A 14,805-nucleotide genomic window follows, 5' to 3' on the forward strand; every position below is an offset into this window, starting at 1 on the left:
GGCGCTGTGCCACGCCAAAGCCTGCGCCCATTCCGAGCCGCCCGACGAGCGCGGGCTTCGATCACGTCCCGATCAGACGGGCTCCATTCGGCCGACGAGCCTGTGGCGCGTCCCACTGCCCCGGCGACGCGGAGAACAGGTTGAGGCCGCCGATGTCGGCCTCGAGCTGCTGCCAGCCTAGCCGCCGGTAGAACGGCGAGTTTCCCGGCGTCGCGCAGAGATAGACCGGATCGAAGCCTCGCACGAACGCCGCCTCGGCGGCGGCGCGCACCAGCGCCGCGCCGACGCCATGCCTGCGCTGGTCCGGTTCGACCCAGACGGCGGCAACCCAGGGCGTATAGAGCGGCCGCTCGGGCAGGTCGCTGGGGATCACCGACGCGGTGCCCAGAAACTGCTCGCCCCGATGGGCCACCAGCGCCAGCGGCAACCCCTCCGACGCCAGGTTCTCGGCGACCCGGCGGGCGATGGAGGCGAAGGGGAAGCCCTTGGAGCGCCACCAGGCGTTCCAGATGCGATCGGCGACGACATCGCGAAACGCCGGTTGCTGGCGCAGGTCAGAAATCGAGAACGCGCGTTCCTCCGCTGTCACCGGAGCCTCCCATTTGCCCCCTCACCGGCCGGCGGCGCGCGCAGGGCGCGCCGCCGAGCGCTGGGGTGACGCTTCCTGCACCTTCGGTTCGGGCAGCTTGTCCACTTTGGGGGGCGCCCACTTGCCCGCCAGCAGATCGGGCTTGGGCCAATAATAGCGCATGGCCAGCATGAACGGTCCGGCCGGAGCCGGCAGCCAGTTGGCGTTCTTGTCGCCACCCGGCGGCTGATTCTGAATGTGGATGGTCAGGCCGCCATCCGCATCCCGCTTCAGGCTCGGCAGCATCGAGGCATTGATCACGTAGCGGTTGATCGGGTTGGCGACCAGGCGCTGGTCCGGCTTGTCGTAGAGGGAGAGCGACCAGAAGGCGTTGACCGGCGGCAGCTTGCCCTTGGCGAAGCGCAGCACGTAGCGGCCCTCGGCGCCGTCGAGGGGCAGCCCCTTGGCGTCGAGCTCGTAGAGCGGATAGAGCGCCTCCTCGCGCGAATTGGCGCCGAGGCCGATCTGGGTGCCGAGGGCGCGTGCCACGTAGTCGTCGCCCAGGAACTCCCGCGTGCCGAACAGCCCGTCGACCTTGCCGCCCAGGGCGGAGCGCCGGGCATCGATGTCCCGCTGTCCTTCGGCCATGCCGGTGTAGAGCGCCGCCTTCATGTCGGCAGAGAGCGCCGCGACGTCGAAGCGCTTGCCGGGCAGGATGCCGATGCCGGCGAAGCGCTCGCGCAGCGCCGTCTCGGAGGGAGGCGGCGGCGCAAACTGCAGGGCGAAGGCCAGCACGTCATAGAAATCGAGCGAGGAGCGCTGCTCCCGGGTCGGTTTCAGCCAGTTGATCGGTGATGGTGCCGGCGCAGTCTGGCCGCCCACGGCGACCAGCGGCTCGAGCTTGTAGCCAGCCTGGATCGCCTTGACCTTGTCGAGGTCCTGCGCCCCGAACAGCTGGGTGCGGCCGATGACGTTGACCAGCTCCGTGTCCGCCCGGATCACCTGGGTGATGTCGCCGGGCGGCGTGCCCATCCAGCCTGGCCCGGCGATCAGGAAGCGTCCGCCGCCGTTGCCCGTGGTGCGCGTGCCGATATAGGCGAAATTGTAAGTGTAGAGGTCCATCAGCTGGAAGGCGAAATACCTGCCCTTGTCGATGGGCGGGATGGTGAGGACCACGGGCCCGGCCCTCAGATCGAGGCCGATGAAGGTGTAGGCCGTATCGGAATTGGGACTGAGGAAAGCCTTGTCGTCCGGCGTGAAGACCCGGCCGATGTTGAGCACCGTGTTGAAAGGTCCTTTGTAGTCCGGCCCGCCCTTGTCGACGAAGAACGCATGCATGGCGGCGTAGCTGCTCACCAGCGGCACGCCATACACGTACGCCTCGCGGGCGGCGGCGCGCGCCTCGAGCAATGGCGCCGGCAGGGACAGCGGCGCGAGGGGGGCGGCCGGAGCCGCGAACGACAACGCCGCCTGCGGCGCCGGCGCAGGATCACCCGTCGGCGCGACCGTAGACGGCGAACCGCCGGCGGTAGCTGGCGGGGCCGGCAGGCCGGGGCTCGGCGGAGCGGCAGAGGGATCGATGGCGGCGAGCGGCGCACCGACGGGAGGCGCCGGCTGACTGGCCGGCTCCGGCGGCGCGTCGGTGCGCGGCACCGGCACGCCGGGCGTATTGGCCGTCTGCGCGACGATGCAGGCGCCGATGACCAGCACCACGGTCGCCGCCATCCCAAACCGGCTCATCTCCGCATCCCCGCGCGAGGCGTTCCCGGCCCATCCATCTCGGGCCTGAGCCCTATATAGGATGAACCCGCCCCGGCGCAGCGGGAAACCCTCACCAAAGGTCGGATCGCCGGCGCCGTGGAACCGCCCGGCCGCGATCCCCACTTCTTCAGCGGGGGGCTCCTCGGCACAGGAGAACAGCATGAGCGGTGACATCGGCAAGGGTGGCGGCCATGGCCACGACCCGCTGACCAGCACGGCCGGCTACGACGTCGACAGCTTCGCCCAGCGCCATGGCATCAGCCCGGCCAAGGCGCGGGAGTTGATCCAGCGCTTCGGCCACGACCGCGCCAAGCTCGACGCGGAGGCCGCCAAGCTCAAGCAGAGCTAGGCGGACGATCCGAAGCGGGATGCGGAACTCCGTACCCCGCTTCAGCGCCGCTCACCGCACGTCGACGCTGGCGCGCTTCTTTCTCGCGCGCGGGACCGGCGCCGGCAGCGAGCGCAGGCTCCGAACCAGCCAGCGGCGCGTGTCGGCCGGGTCGATGACGTCGTCGACCTCCAGGTAGGTGGCGCTGCTCAGCGCCTTGTTCTTCTCGTGCTCCTTGGCCACCATATCGTCGAACCAGGCCTGGCGCTGCGCCGGATCGGCGATGGCCAGGAGCTCCTTGCGATAGGCGAGCTTGACGCCGCCCTCCAGGCCCATGCAGCAGTGGCCGGTCTGCACGCGCGCCTCCGGCTCGACGTCGATAGCGACGATCGTGCCTCGTGGGTGCACGCGCCTTTTGCGCCCGCGCGCTGCACCACCCGCATGGCCGGCGCCGCAGGATTGACATTGCGTCGCCATTGTTCGGATGATCCCGGGATCGTCAAAAAGCCGCGAACACGCGGCGCGTCATAGTCCGTTTTTCTTCGGCAGCTAGGGTGGGACACGCGAAACCGGACCACACGAATCCCCAGCTTTGATATTGGCGCAAATGATGCCGAGGCCTTCAGGTGGCTTTAGTCGCGCGCGGCAACGGTGAATTGTAGAAGGGGCGTCCGAGAATGCTGCTGCAACTTACCAAGGCCGAACGGCAGTCGGCGTTCTTCATCCTGATTGCGCTCGCCACGCTGGGTCTGGCGATGGCGATCACCGGTCGGGATGATCCGCTGGGCGTTCATGGCGCACTCGTCATGCTGGCCGCGATCGTCGGGTTGTTCGCCCTGATTTCCGGCTATTCCGCCCCGGAGCCGAGCGAGGAGCGGCTTGATCATTATTACGACGAGCCGAGCAAGATCGGCATCATCCTGGCCATGGGATGGGCGGTCGTCGGCATGTTCTTCGGCGTGTGGGTCGCGGCGCTTCTTGCGTGGCCGGATCTGACCTTCGACGCCGCCTGGTCGAGCTTCGGCCGCCTGCGTCCCGTCCATACCACCGGCGTGATCTTCGGCTTTGGCGGCAATGCGCTCATAGCCACCTCTTTCTATGTCATGCAGCGGACGTCGCGGGCCCGCCTGCCCGGCCAGCTCGGGCCGCTATTCGTGCTGTTCGGCTATAACCTGTTCTGCGTCCTCGCCGTGACCGGCTATTTGATGGGCGTCACCCAGTCCAAGGAATATGCCGAGCCGGAGTGGTATACGGATATCTGGCTCGTGGTCGTGTGGGTGACCTATTTTGTCGTCTACCTGCTCACGCTCGCCCGGCGCAAGGAGCCGCACATCTACGTCGCCAACTGGTACTACATGGCGTTCATCCTCGTCGTTGCCATGTTGCACATCGTGAACAACCTCGCCGTGCCGGTCTCGTTCGGCAGCGCCAAGAGCTATTCGCTGTTCGCCGGCGTGCAGGATGCCATGACCGAATGGTGGTACGGGCACAACGCGGTCGCCTTCTTTCTGACGTCAGGCTTTCTCGGCATGCTGTACTACTACCTGCCAAAGCGCGCCGGACGGCCCATCTTTTCGTACCGGATGTCCATCATCAGCTTCTGGGGCATCACGTTCCTCTACATGTGGGCCGGGTCGCACCATCTGCACTACACCGCGTTGCCGCAGTGGGTGCAGACACTGGGCATGACGTTCTCGGTGATGCTTCTGGTTCCCTCGTGGGCGTCGGCAGGCAATGCCCTGCTGACGCTCAACGGCGCCTGGCACAAGGTGCGCGACGACGCGGTGCTGCGTTTCATGATGGTCGCCGCCGTCTTCTACGGACTGACCACGTTCGAGGGATCGTTCATGGCGATCCGCTCGGTCAACTCGCTCTCCCACTACACGGACTGGACGGTGGGGCACGTGCATGCCGGCGCGCTCGGCTGGGTGGCGATGATCACCTTCGGCTCGATCTATGCGTCGGTGCCGTGGCTGTGGAAGCGAGAGCGCATGTATTCGGCAAGGCTGGTGGAAGCACACTTCTGGCTCGCGCTCGCCGGCACCGTCGTCTACGTCTTCGCGATGTGGAACTCCGGCATCATCCAGGGGCTGATGTGGCGGACGTATAGCGAGAACGGCACCCTGGCCTATTCCTTCGTCGACTCGCTGGTGGCGATGCATCCCTACTATATCGCCCGGACGATCGGCGGCCTGCTGTTCCTGACCGGCGCGATCGTCGGCTGCTACAACATCTGGATGACGATCCGGGACGCGCCGCAGGCCGCGCCGGAGCCGGTCATCGACCGACCGGACCCGGTGCTCACCGGCACCCCCGCCCTCCAGCCCGGGGAGTGAGCCGCATGTTCGGGTTTCACTACCGGCTGGAGCGAAAGTCCATCGGGCTCGTGCTCGCCATCATCGGCGTCGCCAGCATCGGCGGCCTCGTCGAGATCGCGCCGCTCTTCACCATCCATCAGACGGTCGAGGACGCCCCGGACATGCGGCTCTACACGCCGCTGGAGCTGGCCGGCCGCAACATCTACATCCGCGAGGGATGCTACGCCTGCCACTCGCAGATGATCCGGACGCTGCGCGACGAAGTGGAGCGGTACGGCCCCTATTCGCTCGCCGTCGAGTCGAAATACGACCACCCGATGCTATGGGGATCGAAGCGCACCGGGCCGGATCTGGCCCGTATCGGCGCCAAGTATTCCGACGAGTGGCACGTCGCGCACCTCATCAACCCGCGCGACGTCGTGCCCGAGTCCGTGATGCCCCGCTACGGCTGGCTGGCGCGCACGGCGCTACGGACGGATGATCTGAGCAATCACCTCAAGGCGCAGCGTGCCGTCGGCGTGCCCTACACCGACGAGATGATCGCCAACGCCGCGTCGGATGCCTACGGGCAGGCCGCGCCTGAGACGCCCTTTGCCGACGGCGTGACCAAGAGATATGGCGACGCAACCACGGTCCGTGCCTTCGACGGCCGCATCGGCGAACTGACCGAGATGGATGCCGTCGTCGCCTATCTGCAGATCCTTGGCCGGCTGACCGACGCCGCCAGCAAGCCGGTTGCCGCAGCAGGACAATGACCATGCCCTTGGCACACGACACGCTCGTCTGGCTTTCCAAGTCCGTAGGCCTGTTCTATCTGCTCGGACTGTCCTGCATTGTCCTCCTCTATGCTTACTGGCCCGCCAACAAAAAGCGGTTCGATCAGGCAGCGAGCGCGATTTTGACCGATGAGGACAAGCCGTGGCGGTAGAAGAGCGCGATCCCCTGACCGGATACCTGACCACCGGCCACGAGTGGAACGGGATCAAGGAGCTCAACACCCCGGTCCCGCGCGTGGTCTACGTCTTCCTGATCGCGACCGCGCTGTTTTCGCTGGGCTATTGGGTGCTGATGCCGGCGTGGCCGCTCGGCGTCACCTATACCAAGGGCCTCCTCGGCAATGACCAGCGCGCCATCGTCAGCACCTCGCTGAAGCAGGCGGCGCTCGACCGGGCGACCTGGATGGAGCTGGTCGAGAAGGAGGACTACGCGCAGATTCAAAGCGATCCGCGACTGATGGCGATGGTCAGGTCGGCCGGCCGAACCTTGTTCGGCGACAACTGCGCCGCCTGCCATGGCCGCACTGCAATGGGCAACCGAGGCTTTCCCAACCTGACGACGAATGCCTGGCTGTGGGGAGGCTCGCCCGACGCCATCGCTGAAACGATCCGTGTCGGGATCAACTCCGCCCACCCCAAGAGCCGAGTCTCGCAGATGCTCGCGTTCGGGCGCGACGGCATGCTGCCGCGCAAGGACATTGACAATGTCGCGGCCTACGTCCTCAGCCTCTCGGATCCGGCCCCGACGAAGGCGCCCGCCGACCAGCTCGCCGCCGGAAAGGTGATCTTCGCCGCCAATTGCGCGTCGTGCCATGGTGAAGACGGCAAGGGCAAGGCCGACGTCGGCGCTCCCGATCTGACCGACAAGGTCTGGATCTACGGCGGCGATCTCCAATCGATATTCACGACAATCTGGGACGGCCGGCAGGGCCACATGCCGACATGGGAGGCGCGCCTGTCCGCCGTCGACCGCAAGATCCTGGCGCTCTATTTGTTCGACCTGCGGGACAAGCAGCCATGAGCGCCGCGATCGACCGGCGCCGCGGCGCCATTTGGCTCATCGTCGCCGCAGGAATTGCGCTTCTCGCCGCCGCGAACTGGCACCTCGTCCACGTGGCCGCGACGTCGCAGCCGGACTGTGTCCCCCACACCCGGACGGGCGAAGGTGGGCGCGGCGTGTTCAGCGCCGCGCAATCATCCTGCACACCCCATCGAGACGGAGCGGAGGCGAGATGAGCGAGCCGGGCCACCCTTCCGTCACGATCCCCGAGGTCATGCCGCCGCTGCCGCACGAGGACCGGTGGAGCCGCCACCTGCCCCCGGGGACGGCGGTGCGGTGGCTCGCACAGGGCTGGCGGGACCTCTGGACACAGCCGGCGCCGAGCCTCGCCTATGGCGCCCTCGTGTTCCTGGTCTCTGCCGCGATCATCGGCGGCCTCTATGCGTTTGGACGCGACTACATTCTGTTCCCCGCCCTCGCCGGCTTCATGGTGGTGGGGCCGGTCATTGCGGTCGGACTCTACGAGAAGAGCCGACGCCTCGCGGCCGGTGAGCCGGTCGGGCTGTCGCAGATGATCTTCGTGCAACCGAAATCGGGGGCGCAAATTCTGTTCACGGGCGTGCTGCTGTGCCTGCTGATGCTGCTGTGGATGCGCGCGGCCGTCATCGTCTACGCGCTGTTCTTCGGGCTCCAACCCTTCCCCGGCCTGGCGCACATCGTTCCGATGCTGTTCACCACGCCAACGGGCTGGGCGATGCTGCTCGTCGGCAGCTGCGTCGGTGCGCTGTTTGCCGCCTTTTCGTTTGCGATCAGCGCCCTGTCGATCCCGATGCTGATGGAAGAGCCGGTCGACGCGCTCACCGCCATGGGAACCAGCTTCGCCCTCGTCGGCAAGAACCTGCCGGTCATGCTGGTGTGGGGCGCCATCGTGCTCGGCCTGTTTCTCCTCAGCCTGGCGAGCGGGCTCCTGGGCCTCATCGTCGTGTTTCCGGTCCTGGGGCACGGCACGTGGCACGCGTATCGGGCGCTGAAGCGGGACGCGACGGCGCCATCGCGTTGAGGAGAGGCCGGGCTCGGCCGGCCTTGTCCTGACAGGTCCAAGGAAGGGGTCCGATGAGCTGTTGCGCTCCCGCCGACGAGCAGACCCTGCCCCGGAGCGATCCCACGTGCCGTTCCGACGAGGTGCTGCTGGCAAGCCGGATCATCGGCGATGGCCTGCGGCAGACGGATTTGTCGGTGCCGACGATCCATTGCGGCGGCTGCATCCAGGCAATTGAAAGAGCCCTCGGCGCACTGCCCGGCGTCGTGGCAGCGCGAGTCAACCTCTCGGCCAAGCGGGTGACGGTGCATTGGCAGGCGACCGCCGCGCCGCCCCCCTTCATCGCGACGCTGGACGCGCTGGGCTATCCCAGCCACCTCCATGACGTCGCCGCCGATGGCAGGGATGGCACGCTGGGCGACCTGGTGCGCGCGCTTGCCGTCGCCGGCTTCGCGGCCAGCAATATCATGATGCTCTCGGTTGCCGTCTGGTCGGGGGCGGATGCCGATACCCGGGATGCATTTCACTGGCTCTCCGCGGCGATGGCCCTCGCTACCCTCGCCTATTCCGGCCGCATCTTCTTCCGTTCGGCCTGGACCGTGCTCCGGCGCGGCCGCACCAATATGGATGTGCCGATTTCGATCGGCGTCCTGCTCGCGTTCGGGATGAGCCTCTATGAGACCATCCATCACGGCCAGCACGCCTATTTCGATGCCGCCGTTTCGCTACTGTTCTTCCTGCTGATCGGCCGGACGCTGGATCACATGATGCGGGAGCGCGCCAGGACGGCGGTCACGGGGCTGGCGCGCCTCGCCGCCCGTGGCGCCGTGGTGGCCCGGGCGGATGGCACGCGCACCTACCTGCCGATCGACGAGATCGAGCCGGGCATGACGGTTCTGCTCGCCGTGGGCGAGCGCGTGCCCGTCGATGCCCGCATTGTCAGCGGTCGATCCGAGCTCGACTGCTCGCTGGTGACCGGCGAGAGCCGACCGCGGCAGGCGGCGGAAGGTGCGATCCTCCAGGCCGGGACCTTGAACCTCACGGCCCCCTTGACGATCGTGGCGACAGCCCCCGCGCGGTGCTCATTCCTGGCCGAGATGATCCGCCTGATGGAGACCGCCGAGACGAGCCGCTCGGCCTATCGGCGGATCGCCGACCGGGCCGCCGCTCTCTACGCGCCCGCCGTCCATACTGCCGCCTTGTTGACTTTTGTCGGATGGCTGGTGGCGACGGGCGACCTCTATCGGGCGATCACGATCGCCATTGCGGTGCTGATCATCACCTGCCCCTGCGCACTCGGTCTCGCCGTGCCCATGGTCCAGGTCGTGGCGGCGCGGCGTCTGTTCGAGCGCGGCGTCCTACTCAAGGACGGCGGCGCGCTGGAGCGCCTGGCGGATGTCGATACCGTGATCTTCGACAAGACCGGCACGCTGACACTTGGAATGCCACGGCTCACGAACCGGGACGTGATCGATCCGGCGGCATTGAGCCTTGCGGCAGCCATCGCCGCGCATTCCCGCCATCCCTATTCGCGCGCCTTGGCGGCGGCAGCGGACGCGAGGGGGACCGCGGAGCCCGTCACGTCAACCACGATCTCCGAGTGCCCGGGCTCCGGGCTCGAAGCCCGGCTGAGCTCCGGCACCTACCGCCTGGGCCGTCCGGCGTGGGCGCTCGCCAAACCGAGCGCGCAGGACGCGCTGGCGAGCGTCGTCCTCGCCAAGGATGGCGTGCTGCTCGCGGCCTTTGCCCTCGACGACCAGCTTCGCGAAGACGCGGTGCAGACGGTCGCCGCGCTGCGTCGAGCGGGACTGCCCGTCGGGATCCTGTCGGGAGATCGTGACGACGCCGTGCGGCAGCTCGCGGCACGTCTCGGCGTTCCCTATCACGCCCATATGTCTCCTGCCGGCAAGACGGCCCACATCGCCGGCCTTGAACGCGAGGGCCACAAGGTTCTCATGGTCGGTGACGGGATCAACGACGCGCCGGCCCTCGCGGCCGCCCATGCGTCCATGGCGCCCGCGTCCGCCGCCGACATCGGCCGCAATGCCGCTGGCCTCGTCTTCCTGCACGAGACGCTGCGCGCGGTGCCCGAGGCGGTCGAGGTCGCCCGCGCGGCGCGCGCCCACGTCCGCCAGAACCTGATGCTCGCGGTCGGCTACAATGTGATCGCCGTTCCGATCGCCGTCCTGGGCCATGTAACGCCGCTCGTCGCCGCCATAGCCATGTCGCTATCGTCGCTCATCGTTGTTGCCAATGCCTTGCGGCTTCCGGCCCCAGCCCGAAGCACGCCGGGCGGCGCGAGAACCGTCGATCCGGCGCGGCTGGAGCACGCTTCAGCCCTGTGGAGTGAGCGCGTCTGATGGCGGACTTCCTCTATCTTGTGCCGATCGCCCTGGGATTGGGCCTCGTCGGTCTCGCCGCCTTCATGTGGGCACTGCGCAGCGGACAGTATGACGATCTCGACGGCGCGGCAGAGCGCGTGCTGTTCGACGATGACCGTCCCATTCGCAGCGGCCCAGCTCGTCCTCCGGACGCGCCCGACTCCCCGGTGCCCTGAGGCCTCGCGCCCCGCCGCTCACCACACGTCGACGCTGGCGCGCTTCTTTCCCGTGCGAGAGACCGGGGCCGGCAGCGAGCGCAGGCCACGGACCAGCCAGCGGCGGGTGTCGGCGGGGTCGATGACGTCGTCGACCTCCAGGTAGGTGGCGCTGCTCAGCGCCTTGTTCTTCTCGTACTCCTTGGCCACCATGTCGTCGAACCAGGCCTTGCGCTGCACCGGATCGGCGATGGCCAGGAGCTCCTTGCGGTAGGCGAGCTTGACACCGCCCTCCAGGCCCATGGGGCCGAACTCGCCGGTCGGCCACGACACGATGAAGAACGAGGCGTGGCTGCTGCCGGCGGCCATGGCGAGCGCCCCGAGCCCGTAGCCCTTGCGCAGCACGACGGTGAAATAGGGCACCGTGGCATTGGCGGCGGCGATGAACATGCGCGACACGTGGCGCACCTGCGCCGTCTTCTCCACCTCCGGTCCCACCATCATGCCGGGCGTGTCGCACAGCGACACGATGGGCAGGTCGAAGGCATCGCAGAGCTGGATGAAACGGGCCGCCTTGTCGCCGCCATCGGCATCGATGGCGCCGCCCAGGTGCCGCGAGTTGTTGGCGATCAGGCCCATCGGCCGCCCTTCGATACGGATCAGCGCGGTGATCATGCCGATGCCGAAGGCCGGGCGGAGCTCCAGCACCGAGCCGGCGTCAGCCAGCGTGTCGATGACGGCGCGGATGTCGTAGGCGCGCAGCCGGTTCTCCGGGATGGCGCGGCGCAGCAGGCGCTGGTCGGCACAGTCCCACCGGTCGAGCCGCCCCTGGAAATAGCTCAGGTAGGCCTTGGCGGCCTTGACGCCCTCGGCCTCGTCGGCCACGGCGATGTCGACGACGCCGTTAGGCACCTGCACGCTCATCGGCCCGACGTCCTCGGGCCGGAAGATGCCGAGGCCGCCGCCTTCGATCATGGCCGGGCCGCCCATGCCGATGTTGCTGTTCTCGGCCGCGATGATGACGTCGCAGCCGCCGAGCACGGCGGCGTTGCCGGCGAACGCCCGTCCGGAGGTGACGCCGATCACCGGCACCAGCCCGCTGAGCGCGCCGAAGCGCAGGAAGGTGGTGGTGTCGAGGCCCGCCGGCGTCGGCCATTCGTCGCCGGGACGGCCGCCGCCGCCCTCGGCGAACACCACCACCGGCAGCCGCCAGCGATCGGCCAGGCCGAGCAGCCGGTCCTTCTTGTGGTGGTTCATGACGCCCTGGGTGCCGGCAAACACCGTGTAGTCGTAGCCCATGACGGCGCAGCGCGACGCCTCATCATGAAACAGGTCGCCGTTGACCGAGGCGAGGCCGGTGACCATGCCGTCGGCCGGGCTGATGCGGCGCAGCTCGTCGAACGAGCGGCGCTGGCGCTGGGCGGCCACCGCGAGCGCGCCGTACTCGATGAAGCTGCCGGGATCGACCAGATCGGCGATGTTCTCGCGCACCGTGCGCTGGTTGGTCTTGCGCCGGCGCGCCACCGCGTCGGGCCGACGCGCGTCGTATAGGTCCTCATGCCGCTCGATCACCTCGGCCAGGTCGGCGCGGATGGCGTCGAGATCGATCGTCTCGTCTCCTTCGGCATCTACGCCCTCGACCTCGGCCGGGTCGACGAACAGCAGCGGATGGCGCTCGAACACCGTGTCGCCCGCTGCGACCAGCACCTGGCGGACGATGCCGGCCACCTCGGCCGTCACCACGTGCTCCATCTTCATGGCCTCGAGCACGAGCACCGGCTGGCCGGCCCGCACGTGCGCCCCCGGCTCGACGTCGATGCCGACGATGGTGCCTTGCAGCGGCGCCGCCACGGCGACCATGCCCTCCGGAGCCTCGACCTCGGCCATCGCAGGCGGCGCCGACGGCTCTTCCGCCGATGGGCCACCGCCCTCCCCGTCGAACACGGCGAGTGGATCGAGCTCCCTGGAGCTGCGGATCTTGGGCCGCCCGGCGCCCGGCGCCGCGGTCGCGCGGTGGAACAGCTCGCGGTGGCCGCCGTCGGCCTCGGCCAGCAGCGCGCCGATGTGCTGCTCGAGGAAGCGGGTATGCACGTCGTTGGCGACGAAGGCCGGGCTCTTCAGCAGCGCCCGCAGCAGCGGCAGGTTGGTCGCCACCCCCTGGATGCGGAACTCGCACAGGGCGCGGTAGGCGCGGCGCACGGCGTCGACATAGACGGGCGATGCGTTGTGGACGATCAGCTTGGCCAGCAGGGAGTCGTAGCGCGGGCTGGTGGTGTAGCCGGCGTAGCCGAAGCTGTCGACGCGGATGCCCGGCCCCGACGGCGGGTCGAAGGCCTCCAGCGTGCCGCCCGAAGGCCGGGCCGAGCCGTCGGCCGCGATGGTCTCCATGTTGACGCGCAGCTCGATGGCGAAGCCGCGGGGCGCAAGCCGCTCGGCGAGGCCGACATCGGCGAGGCGGGCGCCGGCGGCGAGCTTCAACTGCGTCTGCACGAGGTCGACGCCGTAGACCTCCTCGGTCACCGTGTGCTCCACCTGCAGTCGCGGGTTCACCTCCATGAAGGCGAACTCGGTCGGTGTGCCCGGACCCGCGGGCACCAGATACTCGAAGGTGCCGAGGCCGCGGTAGCCGACCTCCTCGGCCAGGCGCACCGAGGCGGCGCACAAGGCCTCCCGCAGCGCCGCCGGCAAGGTCGGGCTGGGCGCGATCTCGACGATCTTCTGGTTGCGCCGCTGGATCGAGCATTCGCGCTCGCCCAGATGCGTGACGCGGCGGCCGTCTCCCACCACCTGCACCTCGATATGACGGGCCGCGGGCAGGTAGCGTTCCACGTAGAGCTCGCCCGAGCCGAAGGCGCTCTGCGCCTCCGAGCGACAGCGCTCGTAGGCGGCGTCGATGGCATCGAGCGTCGTGACCACGCGCATGCCGCGGCCGCCGCCCCCGGCGATGGCCTTGATCATCACCGCGGCATCCGGACCGAGCGAGGTGAAGAACGCTTTCACCTCGTCCAGGCTGGTCGGTCCCGCCGTGCCGGCGAGCAGCGGGATGCCCGCCGCGCGCGCCGCGGCGCGCGCCTTCGACTTGTCGCCAAAGAGGTCGAGATGCTCAGGTGCGGGCCCGACGAAGGTGATCCCCTCCGCTGCCGCGCGCCGCGCGAAGGCCGCGCTCTCGCTCAAAAAGCCGTAGCCGGGGTGGATGGCGTCGCATTCGTACGCCTTGGCCGCCGCCACCAGCGCCTCGATATCGAGGTAGGCTGGCGCGCCCTCGCGCTCCAGCGCCACCGCCTCATCGGCCACGCGAACGTGCAGCGACCGGGCGTCGTCCTTGGCGAACACGGCGACGCTGGCGATGCCCAGCTCCGAGGCGGCGCGCGCGATGCGCACCGCGATCTCACCCCGGTTGGCGATCAGGAGCTTGGCTATCGTCATCTGGTTTCATCCCGTGGTGGGTGCGGATGCCGACGGGCCTCCTGCGCCTCGCTGGCCGGCGAACCCGTCAAAACGCGGCGCGCAGCCGATGCGGGTGGTCGCGTACCGCGCGAATCTCTTAGGGACGGTCGCCAGATGTGTCAACGTATTGACATGAATGTGGGCGGTGGACGAAGCCAGCGTGGCAGCCTCTCTTGCGTCCGAGGCGCTCACAGCGCCAGGTCCTCCCCCGCGCGGCCAGATGCGGCGCCGGCCGCGTCATCGGACTTGTTCACGACGTTCGCCGCGGTGTCCTCGAAATAGCGATCGGCGCCGGCCTCGACATGGAACTGGGCCCTGCGGAACGACGCTGGCCGGACGCGGTTACGCCAGGTCATGGGTCACCATTTCGATTGACAGACTGTAGTTTATTAACTACGTTTCAGCGTGCTCAGGCAGACCGAAACCTTCAGCAAGTGGCTCAAGAAGCTGAGGGACAGCAAGGCATCGGCTGCTATCGCCGCCCGCCTGTTGCGGCTTCAGAGGGGGAATGCCGGCGACACCAAGCCAGTCGGCTCGGGCGTGAGCGAACTGCGTATCCACTACGGCCCCGGCTACCGGATCTACTTCCAGCAGCGTGGAGCCGAAATCATCATCCTGCTCTGCGGCGGCACCAAGAGCACCCAGCAGACCGACATCGCCGCGGCCATCCGGATGGCGAAGGAATGGAAGGACGACGACAATGGCTGAGAAGATCCTGGACCTCGACCTCGCCGACCTGCTCACCAGCAAGGCCGGCATCAAGATCTTTCTTGCCGACGCGTTTGAGACCGGCGATGCCAAGCACATCGCCGAGGCGCTTGGCATCGTCGCCCGCAGCAAGGGCATGACCAAGATCGCCAACGCCACCGGCCTCAACCGCGAACAGCTCTACAAGTCCCTGAGCGGCAACGGCAACCCGACCCTGGAGACAACCCTGGCCGTCATGAAGGCATTCGACCTTAGCCTGGCGCCGGCGAAGTTCAAGAAGGCCGCATAGCGACGTCGACGAGCCGGGCTTGCGCGTAAGCGCGC

At 68.2% G+C, this 14,805-nt stretch carries 15 protein-coding genes; 10 read left to right on the plus strand and 5 right to left on the minus strand.

The window, feature by feature from the left end:
* Positions 1-61: 61 nt before the first annotated feature.
* Together ACZ5PO_RS34865 and ACZ5PO_RS34870 are read right to left on the minus strand one after the other, a co-directional pair.
* Positions 62-589, minus strand: a complete 528-nt coding sequence (locus ACZ5PO_RS34865) for a GNAT family N-acetyltransferase (RefSeq protein ID WP_464187304.1) — start codon at positions 587-589, stop codon at positions 62-64.
* A 21-nt stretch (positions 590-610) separates the two neighbouring features.
* Positions 611-2,308, minus strand: coding sequence for a DUF1254 domain-containing protein (locus ACZ5PO_RS34870; protein ID WP_464187305.1), 1,698 nt, complete (start codon positions 2,306-2,308; stop codon positions 611-613).
* 181 nt (positions 2,309-2,489) lie between these two features.
* Between ACZ5PO_RS34870 and ACZ5PO_RS34875 the strand changes: the two genes are divergently transcribed.
* Entirely contained in the window at positions 2,490-2,678 is a 189-nt protein-coding gene (locus ACZ5PO_RS34875) for a DUF3606 domain-containing protein (protein ID WP_464187306.1), read from the plus strand.
* A 51-nt stretch (positions 2,679-2,729) separates the two neighbouring features.
* Here ACZ5PO_RS34875 and ACZ5PO_RS34880 read toward each other — a convergent pair whose 3' ends face one another.
* Positions 2,730-3,065: a hypothetical protein gene (locus ACZ5PO_RS34880; protein WP_464187307.1), complete on the minus strand. Its 336-nt coding sequence runs from the start codon at positions 3,063-3,065 to the stop codon at positions 2,730-2,732.
* A gap of 269 nt (positions 3,066-3,334) precedes the next feature.
* Here ACZ5PO_RS34880 and ccoN point away from each other — a divergent pair, with 269 nt between their 5' ends.
* The 7 genes from ccoN to ccoS all read left to right on the plus strand — a co-directional run bounded on the left by ccoN (position 3,335) and on the right by ccoS (position 10,347).
* The gene (gene ccoN / locus ACZ5PO_RS34885; RefSeq protein WP_464187308.1) at positions 3,335-4,993 is read left to right on the plus strand and encodes a cytochrome-c oxidase, cbb3-type subunit I; all 1,659 of its coding nucleotides are present in this window, start codon (positions 3,335-3,337) and stop codon (positions 4,991-4,993) included.
* Between the two features lie 5 nt (positions 4,994-4,998).
* Positions 4,999-5,730, plus strand: a complete 732-nt coding sequence (ccoO, locus tag ACZ5PO_RS34890; protein ID WP_464187309.1) for a cytochrome-c oxidase, cbb3-type subunit II — start codon at positions 4,999-5,001, stop codon at positions 5,728-5,730.
* Between the two features lie 2 nt (positions 5,731-5,732).
* Positions 5,733-5,903: a cbb3-type cytochrome c oxidase subunit 3 gene (locus tag ACZ5PO_RS34895; protein ID WP_464187310.1), complete on the plus strand. Its 171-nt coding sequence runs from the start codon at positions 5,733-5,735 to the stop codon at positions 5,901-5,903.
* Complete coding sequence (gene ccoP, locus ACZ5PO_RS34900) at positions 5,894-6,772, plus strand: cytochrome-c oxidase, cbb3-type subunit III (protein WP_464187311.1); 879 nt, start codon at positions 5,894-5,896, stop codon at positions 6,770-6,772. Before ACZ5PO_RS34895 ends, ccoP begins: the two co-directional genes overlap by 10 nt.
* A gap of 211 nt (positions 6,773-6,983) precedes the next feature.
* On the plus strand, positions 6,984-7,811 hold the full coding sequence (locus tag ACZ5PO_RS34905) for a DUF2189 domain-containing protein (RefSeq protein WP_464187312.1): 828 nt from the start codon (positions 6,984-6,986) through the stop codon (positions 7,809-7,811).
* 53 nt (positions 7,812-7,864) lie between these two features.
* Positions 7,865-10,150, plus strand: coding sequence for a heavy metal translocating P-type ATPase (locus ACZ5PO_RS34910; protein ID WP_464187313.1), 2,286 nt, complete (start codon positions 7,865-7,867; stop codon positions 10,148-10,150).
* A complete protein-coding gene (ccoS, locus tag ACZ5PO_RS34915; RefSeq protein WP_464187314.1) occupies positions 10,150-10,347 on the plus strand; it encodes a cbb3-type cytochrome oxidase assembly protein CcoS in 198 nt (65 codons plus the stop codon). Before ACZ5PO_RS34910 ends, ccoS begins: the two co-directional genes overlap by 1 nt.
* 18 nt (positions 10,348-10,365) lie before the next feature.
* On the opposite strand, the gene ACZ5PO_RS34920 is transcribed toward ccoS, so the two are convergent.
* A complete protein-coding gene (locus tag ACZ5PO_RS34920; protein ID WP_464187315.1) occupies positions 10,366-13,752 on the minus strand; it encodes a carboxyl transferase domain-containing protein in 3,387 nt (1,128 codons plus the stop codon).
* A 209-nt stretch (positions 13,753-13,961) separates the two neighbouring features.
* Complete coding sequence (locus tag ACZ5PO_RS34925) at positions 13,962-14,129, minus strand: hypothetical protein (protein ID WP_464187317.1); 168 nt, start codon at positions 14,127-14,129, stop codon at positions 13,962-13,964.
* Positions 14,130-14,178: 49 nt separating this feature from the next.
* Here ACZ5PO_RS34925 and ACZ5PO_RS34930 point away from each other — a divergent pair, with 49 nt between their 5' ends.
* Both ACZ5PO_RS34930 and ACZ5PO_RS34935 read left to right on the plus strand, forming a co-directional pair.
* The gene (locus ACZ5PO_RS34930) at positions 14,179-14,481 is read left to right on the plus strand and encodes a type II toxin-antitoxin system RelE/ParE family toxin (RefSeq protein ID WP_464187318.1); all 303 of its coding nucleotides are present in this window, start codon (positions 14,179-14,181) and stop codon (positions 14,479-14,481) included.
* Positions 14,474-14,770 (plus strand): addiction module antidote protein, encoded by a 297-nt coding sequence (locus tag ACZ5PO_RS34935; protein WP_464187319.1) that lies wholly within the window; start codon positions 14,474-14,476, stop codon positions 14,768-14,770. Before ACZ5PO_RS34930 ends, ACZ5PO_RS34935 begins: the two co-directional genes overlap by 8 nt.
* Positions 14,771-14,805 lie beyond the last annotated feature (35 nt).

This window comes from Chelatococcus sp. KU-N122 (assembly GCF_055391085.1).